General features: G+C 44.4%; 22 protein-coding genes. 5 read left to right on the top strand and 17 right to left on the bottom strand.

Annotation, left to right across the window (positions count from 1 at the left end; genetic code table 11):
* Positions 1 to 13 precede the first annotated feature (13 nt).
* The 5 genes from QWT69_RS14830 to mntR all read right to left on the bottom strand — a co-directional run bounded on the left by QWT69_RS14830 (position 14) and on the right by mntR (position 3,488).
* Positions 14 to 487 carry a DUF4064 domain-containing protein gene (locus QWT69_RS14830; protein WP_317966920.1) on the bottom strand — a complete coding sequence of 158 codons (474 nt, stop codon included), beginning with the start codon at positions 485 to 487 and terminating at the stop codon, positions 14 to 16.
* Positions 488 to 898: 411 nt separating this feature from the next.
* Complete coding sequence (locus QWT69_RS14835) at positions 899 to 1,180, bottom strand: GNAT family N-acetyltransferase (RefSeq protein ID WP_317966922.1); 282 nt, start codon at positions 1,178 to 1,180, stop codon at positions 899 to 901.
* Between the two features lie 45 nt (positions 1,181 to 1,225).
* A complete protein-coding gene (locus QWT69_RS14840; RefSeq protein WP_317966924.1) occupies positions 1,226 to 2,113 on the bottom strand; it encodes a DUF1002 domain-containing protein in 888 nt (295 codons plus the stop codon).
* Between the two features lie 87 nt (positions 2,114 to 2,200).
* On the bottom strand, positions 2,201 to 3,058 hold the full coding sequence (locus QWT69_RS14845) for a CvfB family protein (RefSeq protein ID WP_317966926.1): 858 nt from the start codon (positions 3,056 to 3,058) through the stop codon (positions 2,201 to 2,203).
* A gap of 19 nt (positions 3,059 to 3,077) precedes the next feature.
* On the bottom strand, positions 3,078 to 3,488 hold the full coding sequence (mntR, locus tag QWT69_RS14850; protein ID WP_317966928.1) for a transcriptional regulator MntR: 411 nt from the start codon (positions 3,486 to 3,488) through the stop codon (positions 3,078 to 3,080).
* Between the two features lie 120 nt (positions 3,489 to 3,608).
* Here mntR and QWT69_RS14855 point away from each other — a divergent pair, with 120 nt between their 5' ends.
* A complete protein-coding gene (locus tag QWT69_RS14855; RefSeq protein WP_317966930.1) occupies positions 3,609 to 3,764 on the top strand; it encodes a lmo0937 family membrane protein in 156 nt (51 codons plus the stop codon).
* A 110-nt stretch (positions 3,765 to 3,874) separates the two neighbouring features.
* Here the strand turns inward: QWT69_RS14855 and QWT69_RS14860 are convergent, their stop codons facing one another.
* From QWT69_RS14860 to QWT69_RS14870, 3 genes are read right to left on the bottom strand one after another with little or no spacing between them, the layout of a single operon-like run.
* A complete protein-coding gene (locus QWT69_RS14860) occupies positions 3,875 to 4,987 on the bottom strand; it encodes a GNAT family N-acetyltransferase (RefSeq protein ID WP_317966932.1) in 1,113 nt (370 codons plus the stop codon).
* A 28-nt stretch (positions 4,988 to 5,015) separates the two neighbouring features.
* Positions 5,016 to 7,109, bottom strand: a complete 2,094-nt coding sequence (locus QWT69_RS14865) for a heavy metal translocating P-type ATPase (protein ID WP_317966934.1) — start codon at positions 7,107 to 7,109, stop codon at positions 5,016 to 5,018.
* Positions 7,110 to 7,469: an ArsR/SmtB family transcription factor gene (locus QWT69_RS14870; protein ID WP_317966936.1), complete on the bottom strand. Its 360-nt coding sequence runs from the start codon at positions 7,467 to 7,469 to the stop codon at positions 7,110 to 7,112. It lies immediately after the preceding gene.
* Between the two features lie 190 nt (positions 7,470 to 7,659).
* Between QWT69_RS14870 and QWT69_RS14875 the strand changes: the two genes are divergently transcribed.
* A complete protein-coding gene (locus tag QWT69_RS14875; RefSeq protein WP_431312295.1) occupies positions 7,660 to 8,079 on the top strand; it encodes a universal stress protein in 420 nt (139 codons plus the stop codon).
* A gap of 23 nt (positions 8,080 to 8,102) precedes the next feature.
* A complete protein-coding gene (locus QWT69_RS14880) occupies positions 8,103 to 9,149 on the top strand; it encodes a DmpA family aminopeptidase (protein WP_317966940.1) in 1,047 nt (348 codons plus the stop codon).
* A 104-nt stretch (positions 9,150 to 9,253) separates the two neighbouring features.
* Here QWT69_RS14880 and QWT69_RS14885 read toward each other — a convergent pair whose 3' ends face one another.
* The 3 genes from QWT69_RS14885 to QWT69_RS14895 form a co-directional block, all read right to left on the bottom strand.
* Positions 9,254 to 10,729, bottom strand: a complete 1,476-nt coding sequence (locus QWT69_RS14885) for a potassium/proton antiporter (protein ID WP_317966942.1) — start codon at positions 10,727 to 10,729, stop codon at positions 9,254 to 9,256.
* Positions 10,730 to 10,798: 69 nt separating this feature from the next.
* Complete coding sequence (gene murB, locus QWT69_RS14890; protein ID WP_317966944.1) at positions 10,799 to 11,713, bottom strand: UDP-N-acetylmuramate dehydrogenase; 915 nt, start codon at positions 11,711 to 11,713, stop codon at positions 10,799 to 10,801.
* A gap of 366 nt (positions 11,714 to 12,079) precedes the next feature.
* Positions 12,080 to 12,727 carry a DsbA family oxidoreductase gene (locus QWT69_RS14895; RefSeq protein ID WP_317966946.1) on the bottom strand — a complete coding sequence of 216 codons (648 nt, stop codon included), beginning with the start codon at positions 12,725 to 12,727 and terminating at the stop codon, positions 12,080 to 12,082.
* Between the two features lie 102 nt (positions 12,728 to 12,829).
* On the opposite strand from QWT69_RS14895, the gene QWT69_RS14900 reads away from it, so the two are divergent.
* Positions 12,830 to 14,206, top strand: a complete 1,377-nt coding sequence (locus QWT69_RS14900) for an FAD-dependent oxidoreductase (RefSeq protein WP_317966948.1) — start codon at positions 12,830 to 12,832, stop codon at positions 14,204 to 14,206.
* Positions 14,207 to 14,569: 363 nt separating this feature from the next.
* Here the strand turns inward: QWT69_RS14900 and QWT69_RS14905 are convergent, their stop codons facing one another.
* Both QWT69_RS14905 and QWT69_RS14910 read right to left on the bottom strand, forming a co-directional pair.
* The gene (locus tag QWT69_RS14905) at positions 14,570 to 15,496 is read right to left on the bottom strand and encodes a manganese-dependent inorganic pyrophosphatase (RefSeq protein WP_317966950.1); all 927 of its coding nucleotides are present in this window, start codon (positions 15,494 to 15,496) and stop codon (positions 14,570 to 14,572) included.
* A 40-nt stretch (positions 15,497 to 15,536) separates the two neighbouring features.
* The gene (locus tag QWT69_RS14910) at positions 15,537 to 15,980 is read right to left on the bottom strand and encodes an RrF2 family transcriptional regulator (protein WP_317966952.1); all 444 of its coding nucleotides are present in this window, start codon (positions 15,978 to 15,980) and stop codon (positions 15,537 to 15,539) included.
* Between the two features lie 162 nt (positions 15,981 to 16,142).
* Here QWT69_RS14910 and hmpA point away from each other — a divergent pair, with 162 nt between their 5' ends.
* Complete coding sequence (gene hmpA, locus QWT69_RS14915; RefSeq protein ID WP_317966954.1) at positions 16,143 to 17,330, top strand: NO-inducible flavohemoprotein; 1,188 nt, start codon at positions 16,143 to 16,145, stop codon at positions 17,328 to 17,330.
* A gap of 30 nt (positions 17,331 to 17,360) precedes the next feature.
* Here hmpA and QWT69_RS14920 read toward each other — a convergent pair whose 3' ends face one another.
* The 4 genes from QWT69_RS14920 to QWT69_RS14935 all read right to left on the bottom strand — a co-directional run bounded on the left by QWT69_RS14920 (position 17,361) and on the right by QWT69_RS14935 (position 20,789).
* The gene (locus tag QWT69_RS14920) at positions 17,361 to 18,158 is read right to left on the bottom strand and encodes an alpha/beta fold hydrolase (protein ID WP_317971119.1); all 798 of its coding nucleotides are present in this window, start codon (positions 18,156 to 18,158) and stop codon (positions 17,361 to 17,363) included.
* A 173-nt stretch (positions 18,159 to 18,331) separates the two neighbouring features.
* Positions 18,332 to 19,387 (bottom strand): YkvI family membrane protein, encoded by a 1,056-nt coding sequence (locus tag QWT69_RS14925; RefSeq protein WP_317966956.1) that lies wholly within the window; start codon positions 19,385 to 19,387, stop codon positions 18,332 to 18,334.
* A 227-nt stretch (positions 19,388 to 19,614) separates the two neighbouring features.
* Positions 19,615 to 20,130, bottom strand: coding sequence for a type 1 glutamine amidotransferase domain-containing protein (locus QWT69_RS14930; RefSeq protein ID WP_317966958.1), 516 nt, complete (start codon positions 20,128 to 20,130; stop codon positions 19,615 to 19,617).
* A gap of 65 nt (positions 20,131 to 20,195) precedes the next feature.
* Positions 20,196 to 20,789 carry a DNA-3-methyladenine glycosylase gene (locus QWT69_RS14935; protein WP_317966960.1) on the bottom strand — a complete coding sequence of 198 codons (594 nt, stop codon included), beginning with the start codon at positions 20,787 to 20,789 and terminating at the stop codon, positions 20,196 to 20,198.
* Positions 20,790 to 20,871: the final 82 nt, after the last annotated feature.

Below are 20,871 nucleotides of genomic sequence, written 5' to 3' on the forward strand. Positions count from 1 at the left end.
GCGTCTTTTTCAATTACAAAGGTCTCATTGTGTCGTCATTGTACGGTTGTTCTGCAAACTGCAAATCATCCTGCAATGGCGGTTTCTTTGTGAAGCAAAGGATTGCTGCAATATAGAGCAAGATAGAAGGTAATGTCAAAATACCACCTAGAATCCCCGCTACGATAAACATGATCCCAGCAAGTTTCGCATTTTTGTTATTCCAGATATTGACGATACCGACAATATTCAAGACGATACTAAGGATCATGACGATAATAATTACCCATAAGAATCCGCCAAAAACATTAAACATATCAAAAACCATTTCAACGTCCGCTGGTGACAACGTCGGATCTGTCATCATTTCCATTTCGATTTCCTGTCTAACGGTAGGATCATTTTTTATAAGGTTGAAAAATGCGATTCCCAGAAATCCTAAAATGGTTCCGATTCCCGTCAAAATGACTGCAATAATCGATAATACTCTTTCTGCCGTTCTATTCATAGAAACACCCTTTCTAGTAAGCTATTTTTATAGCATACCAAATTATACGAACAATGAACAAAATAGTTTCAATTTCTACCTAATTCTTTTCTTCATTACCCTGAAGTTGAATCTTAACTCCTATTCGTCTGTATCGAAATACATATAGTTACGTACCTACAGTATTGGAAAGTTTTGTTTTTTACGATTCGGGTATTCATAAAGTACACGCAGTTAGTACATCGAGCGAAAGGAGAGCATGAATCATGAGTAAAAACATACTTTATACTTCGACGGACATGCTTTATACCGTCGCAGGCGCAAGCATTCTAACCGGAATCATTTACGCAGCTACTTTGGCCATTGGCTTTTAATAACTCTATATACGAAAAAAAGCGACTCCGTTGAATTTAACGTAGTCGCTTTTTTTCATTATACTTTTACATCTTCATATTCTTTGTAACGATTGAACGCTGTTACGACATAGGAACAGACCGCGTCCATTTTGTAATCTTTTTCGCGCGCATATTCTGCTGCACGATCAAGTAATTTTTTGGCAACACCCTGTCCCCTCAGCTCTTCGGAAACATACGTATGATCCATGACCATTACATCAGCAAGAAGTGTCCATGTGATTTCAGCTTGCATTTTACCGTCCTTCTCTTGACGGAATGCGAAAGCGTCACCACCAAGATTTACAAATTCAAACTCCATGAAATCCTCTCCTTTTGCATTATTCTATCATAACAACTTGCCGAATCACTTGAACCAAGACTTGATGGAATTCATCAGGTCTTCAAAAAACGTCTGCACTTTCTCCCAAAAGCCCGGATCGATATCGCCGAATTTCTCTTTGATCGTCGAAGTCATGTCAGAAAGTTGGCTGGACAATTTCCCGAAATCGATATCAAGCGCACGAATCCGGTCCATCAATTCAATCAATAACTGACGGTCCGCTTCACTCAGTTCAATATTGAATTTCTTCAACTGTTCATTGACAATTTTCTCGACTTCTTCTTTCGTCACCGGTTTGTTGTCAGCAATCGCTTTTTTAATTTCTGTTAGTAGTTCCGCGACTTTGTCCTGATCGATGCCGGAGTCTTTCGCAAATCTTGTCGCCAGATTCAGTTCATCGTTTGCTACATCTGTCCGTTCCGTATCCAGCGTTTCACCTGACACTTCATATGCTTTGTAGATTCCGACTAAAGCCGAGTGGCCAGTGACCGCTTTCGGTGCCGCCACTTCAACGATGGCATCTTCAATCCCAGCTGTAAGCATAGCCGTCGCATACATTTCATTCGTCACCTGTGTAATGTTGTCAGGTGTGACGATTTTAATGACGAGACCTTTGCCTTCATCCTGACGGGTAATTTTAGCAGATGAAAACATTCTTGCCTGGCTGTTGCCATCTTTAATATATTTAACGAGGTCATTGCCGTCGACTGTAATCTCTTCTACTTCGGCTTCTTTATCAACACCCAAACTTTTCTTGACTGATTCCTTCTCAGCGTCCGTGAGGTTTGCACCTAACACAACGATTGGCACGCCCAGTTTTTCGTCAATCACCGAATCAGCTTGTGTACTGCTCGGAAACAGGCCACCAATGAGTAGTAAACATGCGCTTGCTGCTACTAACCACTTCTTCATAAGCTCTTCCTCCTTATGAGATCAACTAGTAATCTCAGGTTCTATGAAGTAGTACGACGTACCACCGATAAAGTTCCCGATGGCCTGTTATTTCAACATCGTCCAGCCTTCACTCTGTGATACTTTACCCTCTTTCATCAATTTACCAAGGGCACGTTTGAAAGCCGCTTTACTCATACCGAACATTTCATCAATTTCATCCGGAGTAGACTTATCTGAAAATGGCATTTTACCGCCAACGTCGGACAGATAACGGAACACTGTTTCCGAATCATCTCCGAGCCGTTCCTGTTTCCGCGGAAGCAATGAACCGTTTAATGACGCATCGTCCTTAATATCAATGATGCGGATTTCCACTTCTTGTCCAAGACGCGGTTCGTGCTCACGCTCTGTATGATGGACAAAAATCCGGTAGTTTTCAGGGATACTTAAAAAGAATGAGCCGACTGGCAGCAATCTGTATGCCCTTGCTTTAAGGCTTTGATTGAATAATGTTGAAGGCGCTTCGATGATTAACTCCTGGACTCTTTCTTCAGTCGCAAGACGTCCGAAAATGTTGCCGCCAAGGTCCGTCCGCAATGTCATGTAGAGCTCATCATCCGTCTTTGGCCACAGCTCTTTCACACGCGGTAGATCCGCTTTATTCACGAGCACTTCAAAGGCTGAGCCAATATCAACGTAGGCACCTTCCTTTTCATCGATCCGGATGACACGTGCCCATCCGAATGAATCACATGTCATGTTCGGCAAGTTGGATGTCGCCGCCAACTCACCGCGTCTGTTCATATAGAGGAATACTTCGACTGTATCCCCTTCGGCAGGCTCGGTTTCAAACTCGGATGCATTGATCATAATCTCTTCGTCACCGCCATCCAGAATGAATCTGGATCCTTCTTTCCCTTGAACTGTCAATCGGGCAGTATACCCCGGTTTGTAGTCTGTCATTTTCATCCACCTCTTTCGTTTAGCTATCTTGTCTTTCTTTCAGTTTTCGGACGAATTCGCCATCCTCTTCCATCGCCTCGACTAGATCCGTTATGCGATCCATCGCGTTCCAGCTTAGATGGTGTTCAATTCCTTCAACATCATTGTAAATCAGTTTCTCTTCGACACCGATAATGCGCAGGAACTGTTCCAGCATATCGTGCCTGCGGACAAGTTTTTTTCCAAACTTCGAGCCTTTATCGGTCAGTTCAAGTCCACGGTAACGTTCATAAGACACATACCCTTCACGATCAAGCCGCTGGGCCATTTTCGTAACTGAAGAAGGCAGGACGGACAATGCTTCCGCCACATCGGAAACTCTTGCTTCTCCACGGGATTCTAGTTGCAAATAAATCTGTTCAATATAATCTTCCATACTTGGTGTTGCCAACTATTCCACCTCCAGTATGCACATTTTCATTTCTCGTAAAACAGTCTCTAGTTCAGAGTTGGTTTATAAAACCGAATGAACGGGTAAATTCACTATACCACTACAAAGAGGTGAAAAAAAATGGGTAGACTACTATGGATTATTATTGTTGCACTAATTGTATTCTGGTTAATCGGATTTGCTATGAAAATAGGAGGCGGCCTAATCCACCTTCTACTAGTTATCGCTGGTATCGTATTCGTTATCCAGCTACTAACCGGACGACGATCGGTTTAACTGAATTGAACATGCACACACACTTTTCTAACAGTTGAATTCAGTCAAACCAATACTATTAATCGTTTGAAAGGGTGCCATTCCTACATGGCACCCTTTTTCCATCGTCCTTACTTTATCTTCGCATAAACACATGTATTTCGTAAATGTTTTCCATCACCCGATAAAGAATCCGATTTCAAGATCCCTTCGAGTTCATAATTGAGTTTTACCGGAATAGCTCTACTTTTCCCGTTCTCTTCATCACAACGGATTTCGACCCTGTTTGCTCCGAGTTCTTCAAACGCAAAACGCGTTAGGCGTTCGACAGCTTCTGTCATATAGCCATTCCCTTCAAACTTCGTATCGAGCCAATAGCCGATTTCAAACTTTGGAATCGCCCAATTGATGCGGTGTAGACCTGTCGAACCGATAAACTCGCCGGTATCTTTTAAAAAGATATGCAAACGAAGGTCTTTTCGGGTAATAAAATCCGCAATCGATTCACGTAGATTCTCTTCTGTCTTTTGAAGTTCTGGCTCCTCCTGCGCGAATGGCAGCCAAGCCTTCAATGCGGGCAATGAATTGCGAAGCGCTTCGAACACATCAAGTGCATCACCCATTTCAGGCATACGGATCAATAAACGTTCCGATTCAAATTGGGTCGGGAAATTCGGAATCCGTTTTTTCTTTTTTGGTTCTTCCCCATATCCCGCGTCTTCCCACATGACAGGCGTCGTCGTGCCTGCCAAGAAGTCTTCACGCGTCATGCCATATGTGACTGCATCATAATAGGAATTCTCTTTCGGCGAAAACCATGCATTTCGCATATGGCCTTCCTTGACAAAGCCTGCGCGTTCAAATGTTTTACGCATCGCCAAGTTATCCTGCCTTGTATGACCTTCCAGGCGAATTTTCCCTTCAGGTAAACCGAAAACATACTCTGTTATCAGTTTCAAAGCTTTCGGGCCATAGCCAAATCCTCTATATTCATCCGCTATACGTAAGTCGAAGAGTGGTATTTCGTCTTGCAAATCGTAGATTTTCACAATCCCTACGATTTCCGTTTCTTCGTTTTGCACCCAAAATGTCTTCACTTCATCTGATTCGTAGCCGCCTTCTTCAATCGTCTTTTCGAGCAAAGCGCGTTCCGGGTTTGAATTCCCGTGGAACGGCCAAGTATTTGTCGTCAAAAAATGAATTAGCTGTTCCTGTTCTTCCATTGTCCACTCACGTAATTTCAATTCATATCCCCCGTCCGAGCCGCCTTCTTCATTTATGAATCCGCATCAACCGCAATGAATTTAAGACGACAAGTAGTGTCGCACCCATATCCGCGAAGATTGCAATCCATAACGTCAACCATCCAGGGATGATTAACAGCAGCGCTACAATTTTTAAGCCTAATGCAAACATAATATTTTCTTTGATAATCTGCAACGTTTTTCGACTTAATTTCATTGTATATGGTAATTGTCTAAGATCATCTGCCATTAAAGCGATATCCGCAGTTTCAAGTGCAGCATCTGTCCCGGCACCGCCCATTGCAATTCCGATTGATGAGGCGGCAAGGGCTGGGGCATCGTTAATGCCATCGCCTACCATAGCGACACGGCCGTATTGACCGATTAACCCCTTCACTGCAGTTAGCTTATCTTCAGGCATCAGTCCCGCGCGAATGTCTGTCACGCCGACCTGTCCTGCAATTGCTTCAGCTGTCCGCTGGTCATCGCCCGTCAACATGACTGTATGGCGAATCCCGATATCTTTTAATTTCTGTAGCACTTCACTGCTCTCTTCCCGTAACGGGTCGGTGACAGCAATAAGCGCTTGGAAGGTTTCATTCACTAGAACAGCCATGACTGATTTACCTGTCCGCTGTAACGTTTCTGCCTGCCTTTTCATGTCTGCAGGTAATTGCGCAAGTTCTTCCGCCCATTTTATACTACCGACATGAACGAGTTCGCCGTCCACTTGTGCATACGCGCCTTTTCCTGTAACGGATTGGAAATTTGTTACTGATGTAGAACCTTTCCCTTTCGCATACGTGACGATGGCGCGTGCCAATGGATGCTGGGACATCGATTCCACTGCCGCAACCAATTGAAGTAGATCCGCTCGAGCTCCATCGATTGTGATGAAATCGGTCACTTCCGGATACCCTTTCGTCAATGTGCCCGTTTTATCAAATGCGACTGCTGTAATGCGCCCCATTTCTTCCAGGTGAACGCCGCCTTTAATGAGTACACCTTGTCGTGCCGCGTTACCGATTGCTGTCACAATTGCAACAGGTGTTGAGATGACAAGTGCACATGGACATCCAACGACAAGTACGGCGAGCCCTTGATAAATCCACGTCTGCCAGTCCGCTCCGAATAGAGGGGGTAACACAGCGACAAGAATGGCGACACCGATAATCGCAGGTGTGTAATATTTAGCAAACTTGTCGACAAATTTCTGAGAAGGAGCTTTTTCTGCCTGTGCATCTTCTACGAGATGGATGATCTTGGCGATTGTCGTGTCGTTGACAAGTTTTGTCACGGTCACTTCAAGCGCGCCTTCTTCATTCAACGTACCGGCAAATACTTCATCACCAGTATTTTTCAACACCGGCATCGATTCACCTGTAATCGGCGCCTGATTGACAGTTGAATAACCACTTTTCACAACACCGTCCATAGCAATCTTCTGACCCGGTTTGACAATTAGTACATCATTGATTTGAATATCTTCCGTCAACAATTCCAGCATTTCGTCATTCCTTCTAACCCATGCCGAAGAAGGTGCAATATCCATCAGCTGGCGGATTGACTGCCGTGCTTTGTTCATGGAATAGGCTTCAAGTGCTTCACTTACCGCAAATAAAAAGACGACGACCGCCGCTTCCTGCCATTCACCGATAATCGCTGCCCCGATGATGGCAATCGTCATGAGTGTCTTCATGTCAAAATCGAGCCTGACGAGGTTCTTTAACCCCGTGATGAACATACTGAACCCACCTATGACAATCCCCGCAGCGAACAGTCCCGTGGCAATAGCCGGCTCAGGCACGCTTTTATGCGTATAGAACAAGCCAAGCACGACAAAAAAGAGGGATATCGCAGTTACGATATTTTCCTTGCGTCTATAAAAAGGTATTTTCGGCTCTGGTTTTCTCGTATGAAGAGGGACAACTTTTATGCCGTCAAAAGCTCCTGCTTCGAGCAGTTCCGCCACTGTTGCATCGCCTTCGAATGATAATTTAGATGCGCCAAAATTCACTGTCGCATCAGAGACGGACTTGATTTTCTTTACATTGTTCTCAAACTTCATCGCGCAGCTAGCACACGTTAGATTTTCAAGTCTATATTCACTTTTAGAAGCCATTTAATTCTCCCCTTCTTCTAATGCGTGTTCATGCGCAATTTTCACGAGATCACAAATATGAGAATCGGCCAATGTATAATAGACCATCTTTCCCTTACGTTGCGATTTCGCCAGGCTATGTTCACGCAAATAACGCAAATGGTGGGAGGCGGTAGCGTTCGATGAGCCGATGACTGCGGCTACATCGCACACACACATTTCACTTTCAAGTGTAAGGGCGTAGGCAATCTTTAAACGGGTTTCATCCGCCAGCGCCTTAAAGATTCGCGCCATCCCGTTAACGTCGGGCATCGCGTTCTGGACTCTCTCTACAACGTCTTCATGGACGATCACAACTTCACATGTATCTTTGGTACTCATTATCCCACCTCATTCAAATGATTGTTTGATTGTATACTTAGTATATGCATTCAATTCTGCTTTTGCAAGGCTAAACAAACGGACGTTTGAATGTATTTTTTCGGTAGAATAAAGGATTATTGCATTTCATGTTGAATGTAATAAGATTATGGATTCTGAATGAACCACATATAAAGAGAGGATGATTCCTGTGTACAATCGTATTTTAATTGCTATTGACGGATCGAACAACTCCAAGCGCGCGGCAAAACACGCAGCCTGGCTTGCAAGCGTAAATCCTGAAGCATCCATCGTTGCACTATATGTATTGAATTATGATCGGACACGTACGGATGTCATCCACGATGCTGAAGTTGAAGACCTTCATTTGTACCGTAAAGAACTGATTGAACCGTTAATGGACCAGTTCGTAAAACAACAAGTGAAACATGAACTTGTCATCCGACACGGTGAACCAGGGCCGACAATCGTGTCCTATGCAAATGAAAATGCGTTCGACCTTGTCATTATTGGCAGCAGAGGGTTGAATTCATTCCAAGAGATGCTACTTGGCAGCGTAAGCCATAAAGTGGCCAAACGGGTATCGGCGCCTGTATTGATTATTAAATAACAGAACGTCAGGAGTTGTACTTCATGAAAAAAGGAAAGTGGAATAGCATTACGGATGTGAACGGTGTCAAAGTTGGCCATGTCACACTGCATGAGCAGTCCAGTTCGACAAGTGCTTGTACAGGTGTGACCGCTATACTGCCTCACGAAGGGAATCTGTTTGAGCAAAAAGTTCCAGCTGCAAGCTTTGTATTGAACGGCTTCGGCAAGACAGCGGGACTGATTCAAGTGGAGGAGTTAGGTGTTATTGAATCGCCCATTATGTTAACGAATACTTTCAGTGTTGGCGCGGTGCTGGAAGGCACATTGCAATACATACTCGACAGCAACCCGGCAATCGGCGACTCGACAAGTTCACTGAACATCGTCGTCGGTGAATGCAATGACAGTTATTTAAATGCCATGCGGGAGATGAAAGTCCGTCCTACACATGCTCTCGAAGCGCTTCGTAGTGCAGAAAGCGGTCCGATTGCACAGGGGGCCATCGGAGCGGGTAAAGGGATGATTTGTTACGGCAGAAAAGGTGGGATTGGTTCGGCGTCAAGAGTGATCGAAGGTGATGAGGCTGCAACGGTTGGCGTCTTAACATTGACCAACTTCGGGGATGAAAAAGAATGTCTCATCAATGAATGGCTTAAGCGGAATGGATATTCTTGTGATAGTAAAAGCGAGCAAACGACAACAGACTTTGAAGATAAGCCTGATGGATCCGTTATGATTATTGTCGCGACGGATGCGCCTGTCAATGAACGTCAACTGAAGCGTCTCGCTAAGCGTGCAGCTATCGGACTTGGCAGGACAGGAACGTCTCTCCATAACGGCAGCGGGGATATTATCATCGCGTTCTCGAATGCCTATACGATTCCACACGCGAATGAGCTATCGACAGTGACGCAGACGATTTTGAGGGACGACGCACCTCTCATGAACAAACTCTTCCAAGCTACTATTGAAGCAACAGAAGAAGCGGTCTATCAATCGCTCATACATGCGGAAACAACGACAGGCAGGAAAAACAGAACAGTTGAACGGTGGCCTGTAAAATTGCGAGAGGACAATCCCAAAAGCTAAAATCACTATTCAGGTTTTTTCTATATAAAGAGCAACACAGGTGAAGGAGACTAATCTCCTTCACCTGTGTTGCTTTTAGTTAACTATAGATTTTACAAGTCTCGTCATTCAAATCCGTTTTCATCGGCAAGGACGAGTTTCACTTTTGGCACTTGCTCTTTCGCAGTCAATATATAGAGTACGTCCTTCGCCTGCAATTTTGTCCGGCCCGTCGGCATGACGAGTTTACCATCTCGAATAATCGCGGAGATAACCGTCTCTTTTGGCAAGCCGAGCGTTTGAACTTTTTGGTCAAGGAATGGCGAATTGACTGAAATTTCAACTTCAAGCATTTCTGCATTCGCTTTATCCATCGATATAAGTTCCAGTTGATGAATTCGCTTTGGCAAAGGTGGTGCTTCAAGCCCCAGCCAACGAGCAACGTTCGAAATCGTCGACCCTTGCAACAAGGCCGAGGTGATGACGATGAAGAAAATCATATTGAAATACAAGTACGGGTTCGGAACTCCGGCAAGTAACGGGAATGTCGCCAATACAATCGGTACAGCTCCTCGTAAGCCTGCCCATGACAAGAACAGCTTTTCCTTGAATGAATAGTCAAAAAATATCGTGCATAGAAATACCGCTACAGGGCGCGCGACAAACATAAGAATAAAGGATAATACAAGCCCTTTCCAGATTAGGTCCCAGTTCGCCAGCTCTTTCGGAAAGACGAGAAGTCCGAGGATAACGAACATGACTAATTGCATAAGCCAAGCGAAACCTTCATGGAATCTAAAGATCGAGTGGCTATGGTTCAATTCACGCGTTCCTATCAATATACCAGCCACATACACAGCTAGTAGTCCGCTTCCGCCTACGACAGAAGTGACGGCATAGATCGCTATCGCGAAGCCCATTGACAGAACTGCATACAATCCACTCGCATCCAACTTGATTTTATTCATCCAAACAGAGGACAAGTAGCCGAAGCCAAGACCAAGTATGAGGCCTAATCCCATTTGTACGAAGAAGTTCATAATGAGATTACCGATATCGAAGTTTGGTAGTGTCAGCCATTCGATGAATGCAATCGTGAGGAACATGGCCATCGGATCATTTGAACCCGACTCCATTTCAAGTGTTGAAGACATTTTTGGTTTGATATTCTGCCCGGACATAACGGAAAACACTGCCGCCGCATCTGTCGAGCCTACAATCGAACCAAGAAGGAATGATTCCAGCCAACCTAACCCGAGCACATAATGCGCAGCGATAGCAAGGACAGCCGCTGTGAGGATGACGCCGACAGTCGCAAGGACACTTGCGCCGCCAAGTATCGGTCTGACATTCTTCCACTCTGTCTGAAGCCCACCTTCAAACAGGATAATAATAAGCGCAACAATCCCGATTGTTTGCGCGAGATTAGCATCGGAAAAGTAAATAAGCCCGGATATGTCACTTCCTAAAACCATTCCTAAAATCATGAACAGGACAAGGGCCGGCACACCGGCCCTTGACGTGAGTTTGGTCATTAGTACACCGCAAAGCAAAAAGAATCCTATGAGCAGTATGATGCCATCTATTGAGAAATCGTTCATTCTTTACCCCTTTCCCGACACCGGCCTAGTTATAATATGTAGAGGAGATCCCGATGACCCCCATTCGTTTTAAAGCTCTTCGCCGACAATCTTCACTTCGAGCTCCAGGTCGATATCATATCGGCCTTTCACTTCTTTTTTAACCATTTCGATTGTACGGATATAGTCGGTAGCAGTCGCATTGTTTTTATTGACGATGAAGCCCGCATGTTTAACAGACACTTCCGCACCACCAAACCCTTTCCCCTGCAGTCCACTGTCCTGAATCAGTTTGCCTGCAAAAAAACCAGGAGGACGTTTGAAAACACTGCCCGCAGACGGGTATTCCAGTGGCTGCTTGGATTCACGTTGAAACGTTAAATCCGCCACTTTTGCATCAATTGCTTCCTGGTCGCCTATCGACAGTTCAAAGTCGGCAGATAAAACATAATAGCCTTCTTTCGCGATAATACTCTTTCGGTAGCCAAGCTCTAACTCTTCTTTCGATAACACGAACACTTTCCCGCTATGATCCATGACAGTCGCCTCAAGGATAATGTCTTTAATTTCCCCGCCGTAAGCACCAGCATTCATCGCCATCGCACCGCCAATGCTGCCGGGAATCCCACATGCAAATTCAATGCCTGTCAAACAAGCAGCGGCCGCACGCTTAGAGACATCAATAATATGTGCGCCTGCCTCGGCATGAACGCGTGTGCCGTCGATCACGATTTTATCAAGTTTTGACATATGTAAAACAATGCCCCTGACGCCACCGTCGCGCACGACCATATTGGAACCGTTCCCTAATAACAAAAGCGGGATTTCCGATTCGAATGCATACCGGACAGTGCTTTGCATCTCGTCCAGCGTTCCTGGTATGACGAGCAAATCAGCCGATCCACCAAGTTTTGTCTTTGTATATTTGTTTAATGGTTCATCTATAAGTACATCGCCAATCATCACATTCTTTTTCAAATCCTCAAGCCATACATGTTTTGACATCTAAACACATTCCTTTCGAGGTAGTGAAATTCTGATACGCAAAGGGAGTGTGTCGCAATTTTTTCGGGAATCAGCATTATTTGTCCATCTTCCCCGGCGCTCACAGCCATTGAAAATCCCATTTATCCAAACGATCAGTTAAACCTTTCACTCTTATAAGTATGCTTGCAATGCGCGTATTTGACAAGAGAATCTTCTTGATTAAGCTGTTTAATTTGCAAGTCGGATACTTTGTTTCCTTAAGAAAAAGACTGCCCTCCCGTATCGGATTTAGGGACAGTCCTTGTTCTAAGAAAAGCGAATGTATTAAATCTCACAGTTCTCTTCTGTACGAATGTCTACGACGTTTCCGATAAGCACTTTGAATTACGGCTGTATGCCTTCTTCTGTTGCTACTTTCAGTAATGCTTCCGCGAAAGCCTCCGCAGGTTGTGCACCTGAAATGGCATATTTCCGGTTAATCACGAAGAAAGGAACACCTTGCACACCAATCTGTCCCGCTTCTGCAATGTCGCTACGAACTTCATCCGCAAACTCGTCGGATGAAAACATGTTCTTCACGCGATCTTTTGACATACCTGCTTCTTCAGCAATCGTCAGCAATGTTTCTTCTTTGCCCAGTGCTTCTCCATTGATGAATGACCCTTGGAGCAATCTTTCAGAAACAGCGGCACCTTTGCCTTCCTTTTCTGCAAGTTTCGCTAGTCTATGCGCATTGAATGTGTTTGCCGCTTTCATTTCATCTACGTTATAAGTCAGTCCGACCGTCTTCGCTTGTTCAGAAACGTTCGCCATCATTTTTTCCGCTTCTCCCAGGCTGACATTATATTTTTGCGCCAATCCGTCTAACATGAGCGCCTCTGTATCGACCGGCGTATTCGGATCCAGCTGAAATGCTTTGAAAGCCACTTCGGCTTTATCTGTCAAATTTGTTGATGCTAGCGCTTCTTCCAACCTTCTTTTACCGATATAACAAAATGGACATACGTAATCGGACCATATTTCAATCTTCATTTTTACGACCACCTCTCTCTTTCTATTTTAGATTCCTTCTAACATGGCAACAATGAATATGCCTACTACTGGTGATATATACAAATTTATGGAGGATTGACGATGAATAATTCACTCTGGCTGCAAACCGCCTACAAAAAGAAGCCTTTCCCACCCCTAGATAAAGACGTAACGTGTGATGTATGCATTATCGGTGGCGGATTGAGCGGGATTGCCAATGCGTACTTTCTTGCAAAAGAAGGAATCGATGTCATCTTATTGGAAAAAGACACACTTCTCTCAGGTGCGACAGGGAATTCAACTGGTAAACTGACCGTTCAGCATGATCTTGTCTACGCGGACCTGATTAAACAATTCGGCCATGACCATGCAAAACTTTATTATGATGTGAACCGGAAGGCGATGGACTTCGGCAGATCCTTCGCGGAAGGGGATGAATTGCGAAGCGCAGATTCTGTGCTTTTTTCCCAATCGAGATACGGAACAGAACAATTGAAGGCGGAGAAACAAGCATACGATGTCCTTGGAATTCCTGGACAGCTAGGACGTAGTAGCGAATTGCCGCTCAAAACGGATGCCACTTTAACAATTCTAAATGAAACACAAATCCATCCCGTCCGCTTTGGTCAACATCTGGCAGAACTTGCCGTAAAAGCCGGTGCCCGTATATTCGAACAGACCGATGTTCAGCTGATGGACTTAAAGAAACGGTTGCTGTATACGGCAAACAAACATGAAATCCAATTCCGAAATCTTATATTATGTACGCATTATCCGATCGAGGCGTTACGCGGTCTACAAATTCTCAAATTAAGTGTCAATCGTTCCTATATCGCTTCCGCTCCCGCAAATATGCCATTGCAAGGTCAGTATATTTCTGTTGATAAACCGAAGCGTTCCGTCCGGACAGTACACATCGATGGAAAAACACATTTTTTACTATCCGGTGAAGCGCATGTCGCAGGCATGGAGAAAGAAACACATATACATTACGAAAGACTGTCAACAGAATTGAAGGACATATACCAACTTGAGCCATTCAACTATCGATGGTCCGCTCAAGATCCGTCCACTCCCGACCTCATCCCTTATGCAGGTGCCATTTCAACAAGCATGCCCTATGTCTTCATCAGTACAGGTTACCGAAAATGGGGGTTGACCAATTCCATTGCAAGTGCACGGATCATTAGCGACCAAATCGTGGGCCGTGAAAATAAAGCCATTGCACTTTACGCACCAGATCGCACAGGCTTCGGATCGTTCCTATTACAGGCATTGCGCAATACAGGACTTGTTTTAAAAGAATTCACAGGTGGACATATCACACGTACCGATTCACCGATTTGTACCCATATGGGTTGCAGAACACGTTGGAATGAAGCCGATCAAACCTGGGATTGCCCGTGCCACGGTTCACGATTCAGAAATGACGGCTCTGTATTGGAAGGACCCGCAACAAAACCATTGGATTTGAGTTAAGGAGAGAGTATGAGAGGGATAGGATGAAATCCACTTAGTATGATGACGTGAGATCCGCTCAACATGGCACGAGAACCGCTCATGTTTGCCAAAAACCGCTCAACATGGCATGATATCCGCTCATGTTTGTCAAAAACCGCTCAACATGGCACGATAACCGCTCATGTTTGTCAAAAACCGCTCAACATGGCATGATATCCGCTCATGTTTGTCAAAAACCGCTCAACATGGCACGAGAACCGCTCAACATGGAGCAATAACCGCTCAACATGAATCAATAACCGCTCAACACGAATCAATACCAATTCATGAATCAAAAAAAACAGGGTCATGCACATAATATGCACGACCCTATCTCACTGCTTATTTCAATGCTTCTGTCAAAATCGGTACGATTTGTTTCTTACGGGATACGACCCCTTTGAAGATTCCTCTGTTATCCGTCAAACCAACATTGAATGCAGCACATGCGCGTTCTGCTTCACGTCCGAGTGCGATGACCGTTGAATCGTTGTTCAAGATGTCGGTGACGACGAATAGGAACAATTGCAAGTCCTTCTCTTCAATGATGCTGTTTAGCAACACTTCGAGTTCCGCTTGACGCTCGATGACGTCGTTCACTTCAATTGCATTCACTTGTGCAATTTCCACTTTAGAATCGCCGATTGTGAATTCTTTTGCATCCAGCGTGACAAGCTCTTCAAGTGATTTTCCACTTAAATCTGCGCCCGCCTTCAACATTTCAAGTCCGTAGCTTTGTGCATCCACTTCCGCGATAGCTGCCAATTCTTCAGCCGCTTTACGATCTTCTTCTGTAAAAGTCGGTGATTTAAACAGCAAGGAATCCGAAATAATCGCAGATAACATGAGCCCCGCAATTTCTTTAGGAATCTCCACGTCATGCTCCTTGTACAACTTCTTCAAAATCGTCGCCGTACAACCGACTGGCTCCGCACGATAATAAAGTGGATCTGCCGTTTGGAAGTTGGCAATTCGGTGATGGTCGATAACTTCAATGACTTGCACATCATCCAAGTCATCCACACTTTGCTGCTTTTCATTATGGTCCACAAGAATGACTTGCTGTGCATCTTCTCCCGCCTTTTCAATCAGGCGTGGCGCTTCGAAACCAAACTGGCTAAGGGCATATGCCGTTTCACCTGAAATTGATCCGAGACGGACAGCTTCCGCGTCCATTCCAATTTGTTGCTTTAGATAAGCATAACTGATTGCCGATGTTATTGAATCGGTATCAGGATTTTTATGTCCAAACACTAATACTTTCGCCATTGTAATCCTCCTGTTGATGTCTATATTCCTGTTTATTCTATCATAAAGGTTCACTGAACAGAATCGCTTCAAGTTCATCTTTATTCACAATAAAGTCTTCAATCGTATACTTGTCCAAAACGGCAAGATACGCAAGCAAAGCTTCATGCAATGCACCTTTTAACCGGCACACACTCGTTAAGATACACTGGTTATTACCAGGTCTGAAACACTCGACCAAATAGAAATCATCTTCTGTCCGGCGAACTAGCTCGCCGACATTTATATCTCTGGGCAACTTTTTCAGACGTATGCCGCCGCCTCTTCCACGTACCGTTTCCACAATCTCCATCTTTCCAAGTTCATGGACGACTTTCGTCAAATGATTTTTAGAAATTTGATAACGGTCAGAAATCTCCTGAATCGTTGACAATTCGCCTGCATCCTTTGCTCCTAAATAAATGAGCACACGCAATGAAAAATCTGTATATAACGTTAACCGCATAATTTCCACCGCCATTCACAACCTATTATAGCGATTATGTCGGTATCGTGAAAGAAATGTGTCTAAAGTTTAAACACTTTTTAAAGATGCATTTAAAATGTATCTTTAAGCGACGATATCGTTTATTGTGGAATTAACAAAACAAGAAAGGTTGTGCATCACATGCTATCTCAACAAACAATCGATATCGTAAAATCTACAGTACCTGTTCTTGAACAACACGGAAAAACAATTACAACGGTTTTCTACAAAAATATGTTCGAAGCTCATCCAGAGCTATTAAATATTTTCAACCACGCAAACCAATCAAAAGGCCGTCAACAGGCTGCACTCGCTAACGCGGTCTATGCCGCTGCAGCAAACATCGATAACTTAGGTGCAATCTTACCGACAGTTATCCAAGTCGCTCACAAACACCGTTCACTCGGCATCATGCCTGAACATTATCCAATCGTCGGCTACCATCTTCTAGGAGCGATCAAAGAAGTACTCGGCGATGCGGCAACTCCGGAAATCATCGCAGCATGGGGAGAAGCATACGGTGTCATCGCAGATGCGTTCATCGGTGTCGAGAAAGATATGTATGACAAGGTCGAAGAAGAAACTGACGGTTGGAGAACTTTCAAAGACTTCACGATTGTTGAAAAAGTCGAAGAGAGTGATGTCATCACTTCATTCTATTTCAAACCAGTTAACGGAAAGAAACTTCCTACTTACAAACCTGGCCAGTACATTACAATCCGCTTCCAGATTCCTGGAGATGAGTATTTGATTAATCGTCAATATAGCTTATCTCAAGCACCTGGTAACGATACATTCCGTATTTCGGTAAAACGTGAAGATGAATGCATGCCAAACGGTAAAGCTTCTGTCCACATCCACAGAAACCTACATGTCGGTGATACTGTTGAATTGAGTGCCCCAGCTGGTGATTTCCATCTGGATACTGAAAGCAAAACACCGGTTACATTAATTAGTGGCGGCGTCGGCATCACACCGATGATGGCGATGTACCAAACAATCGCAAACGAACAACCGGAACGTCCGGTTGCGTTCCTACACTCTGCACGTACACGCAACCATCAGGCATTCAATGACGTTTTACACAACATCAACGAGTCATTGCCAAATTCAACTTATAAAGCCCTCTATTCTGAGGAAGGCGATGGTTTCATCACAGCTGAATTCTTGGCTAAGCATGTCATTGATGGCAGCGACGTCTATGTCTGTGGTCCAACACCGTTCATGCAGGCAGTTGTATCAGCCTTGCATAAAAATGGGGTAGCGAACGAAAATATCCACTTTGAATTCTTCGGCCCTGCTGAACAACTTGAATTAGTTCAAGCGTAATCACATCAACAATAAAAAACGCAGCTTCCCTCAGACAGGGATGGCTGCGTTTTGTTGTTCAATGCGGGTAATATAATCGATTGACAGCCGGTTAAATTCCTCTGGCTGGTCAATATTGCACACATGTCCGGAATCCTTGATAGCAATGAATTCAAATGTCTTACTATCCGCAACTACTTTTTCAACAGGCGGGATGAACAGATAATCTTCATCCCCCATAAGAAACAACGTCGGGATTGCCGTCGTAGACATTTGTAATCGTGACAAATACGGATTGATGAGCTGCGTCAATGAAAACCATTTCACAAATTCTTTCTGGCACATCTTTTTTGCTTCATTCACAAAAACCATACGCGATTCCTCATGCTTCTTCTGTGGCATGACGATGTACGCCAATAGCTTATAAAGAAGCATATATGGAACAATTTTCTTTGAGACATGGCCGACGAACAACAGGAATTTCGTTCGGATATCTAAACGAATAATTGCGCCTCCGAGAACGAGAGATTTTACACGCTCAGGATGGTTATCCGCCATTGTCTGAGCCACAATTGTGCCAAGCGACATGCCTACGACGTGTGTCTTTGAAATATTGAGTGTGTCGAGTACTTCGACGACATCTTTCGCGATATCCGCAAAGCTGTCACCTTTTTCCCAATTTCCTTTTTGCGATTGCCCATGGCCGCGTAAATCAACCAATAATATATTGTAATGCTTGCGGTATTCGCGTATTTGCTTGAACCAAACAGAAGAGCTTCCACCGGCGCCATGTATGAATGTGACCCAGGGTGCATCTTCCTTCTTCTGATACGTCCGATAGTGAATCAAGTTCTTCATTCCTTCCTTACGTACTCCTTCAATTAAACCACCGTGTCAATCACACTGACAACCTTATACCCCCCATTAGAAGTGATTTCTATGAAACTTTGTCGAATATTCGACAAAAAAAGACTACTACAGCACAATGCGTGTAGCAGCCTTGTATTTTTCATTTGACAAATTCAGCGTGCGACTTTCTTCGGTAACTTGATTGATGCATAGATTAAAACTGCTGATAGCAACAGTCCCATATAACCGATGTACGGATATAAATGAGCAACCAAGTTCTTGAATCCGAGGAAGCTCAATCCGAATCCGATTAGCAGCGTAATTAAAACGAATCCTTTAAACTTACTAGTTCCGATTGTGACAAAGCGTGCGCCAAACGCATAGAACATACTTACAGCTGTATTGAAGATCATGCCGTACAACACGAATGCCATTAAGATGGCTAGAATTGGAGAAATGTCATTGATGATCGCAAGCATCGGAAGATCCGCGTCTTTGACCACATCAACTTTCGAAAAGATTGCCAAGTGGCTCAATAGAATCATGATTCCGAGTCCGAGTCCACCGACCAAACCGCCCAATGCAGCAGTTCTCTCGTCCTTTTCCGCTCCACCCATAACAAGTGCCATCGAAGCACCAACAGCTATGTTAAACGACACATAGTTAATAGCTGATATGAACCAGTTCGGCAATGTTGTATCGACTGCATTGGCAATCGGACTCAACTCTGCAAAAGACTGATCCATTGTAAACAAACTGTAAATGGATACGCCTATAACTGCAAGAATGAGGAATGGTGTAATACTTCCGATAACCGCCACTACTTTATCGACATTCAACAAGATCGTTGCGAAGACAAGCACGATCATTAGACCACTACCAATATAAGATGGTAACCCGAATTGTTGTTCCAAATTCGACCCTGCCCCAGCAATCATAACCGTACCGACACCGAACAACGTAATGATAATGATGAAGTCAATAATTGTTCCTAAGAAACGGCCGCTGATTGTGTAGATGACATCTTTATGTGAAGTCGTCTGCAGTCTGCTTCCCAATCTCGTTAATGCCATACCTATGTAAGCGAATAATGCTGTTGAAATAATGGCAGCGACGATCCCCATGTACCCGAAAGCCGTAAAGTATTGGAGAATCTCCGCACCTGACGCAAAGCCTGCACCGACTATGATTCCGATGAAAGCGCTTCCCATTTTAAGAACTTTTTTCACGTGATATACCCCCTACTGTTATCATTGGAAAACATCTATGTATATTTATAAAATAATGCGAATATTCAACGCATGTTTGATGGTCCCGTATTAATCTACCACGCATGAAGATTACTTTCAAGGGCGACATTTGTAGTAGGTCTATTGTCAGAATAGAGTCCACTCCCCGCCCCATATGAAAAAGCTGCCCCCACTAGGAGACAGCTCACTAAAGTATTATATTTTAATTATGCTTCCAAAAGTTTTTTTGACTCACGGATAAAAGCAGGAATGTCATCCGGTGTACGGCTCGTCACGAGTTGATTTTGACAGACAACAACTTCTTTGTCTGCATATTTTGCACCCGCATATTCCATATCCACTTTGATGGATTTGTAGCCGGTTGCGTCACGGCCTTCAAGTGTTTTCGCCGTTATGAGAAGTTGTGGTCCATGACAGATTGCAAATACAGGCTTCTTGCCATCCATGAACTTCTTCGCAAATTCGACAAAACGATCGTCGGCTCGGAGTTGGTCAGGGGAGAAACCACCCGGTATGAACAGCGCATCAAAATCATCAGCATTCACTTCATCGATACCTTTATCGATTTTGACAGCCGTGTTTTCACTCTTGCCTTTCACTTCCTTGCCTGCTTCCTTTTCAATTGTCACCACTTCATGTCCGGCTTCCTTGAACGCTTTTGCCGGATCTGTGTACTCGGAGTCTTCGAATAGATTTGTGATTACCGTAGCAATTTTCGCCATTTGAACAATCATCCTTTCAAATTTCCTAATCCCTTCTTCTATTCCACTAACCCCATTGACTAAACCTATGGGCGATATTTTGAAACGTATGGACTATCCTTTTCAAAGAATCGCCACGGGTAATGAACCGCTTCGCCGGTATTCCCGATACCGACCCGTGGACCTGTTTCAATTGCTTCCGCACCGGGTCCTTTTGAGATGAACAGCGGTTCGTCCGTCCAATGATGTCCGTAGTACTCCATCGTCACGCCTAACGCCTTTGAAAGTTTACCTGGCCCATTTGTCCAATCTTTCATCTTCAAGTGTTCTCCGCGGTTCTGTTGCATTAACTCGAGGCCTTCGACCGGTTCCGCTCCTCGGATGAGGATAGCATGTGGTGTTCCGACCGGTCCGCTGACGACGTTCATCAACGTATGCGTGTGCATTTGGTACGTGTAGACGAGGCCCGGTTCACCGAACATGATCTCCGTCCGCTTCGTCCGGCGGTTCCCGAAACTATGCGCTGCACGGTCTTCCGGTCCATGGTAAGCTTCCGTTTCTACAATCCTACAAACAATGATTCCGCCCGGCGTCTTGTGCACAATGTATTGGCCAACTAGTTTTTCCGCAAGCTCAAGGACAGGCGCTTCGAAAAATGATGGGTCAATCGGTTTATACATCCATATCCCTCCGTCCTATCGCATTTGTATCTACATTATGGTGAAGCGATGCTGTATACTCAAGAAAAATGATGAAGGATGA

Origin of the sequence: Sporosarcina oncorhynchi, from assembly GCF_033304615.1 — a bacterium.
Lineage (GTDB): Bacteria > Bacillota > Bacilli > Bacillales_A > Planococcaceae > Sporosarcina > Sporosarcina oncorhynchi.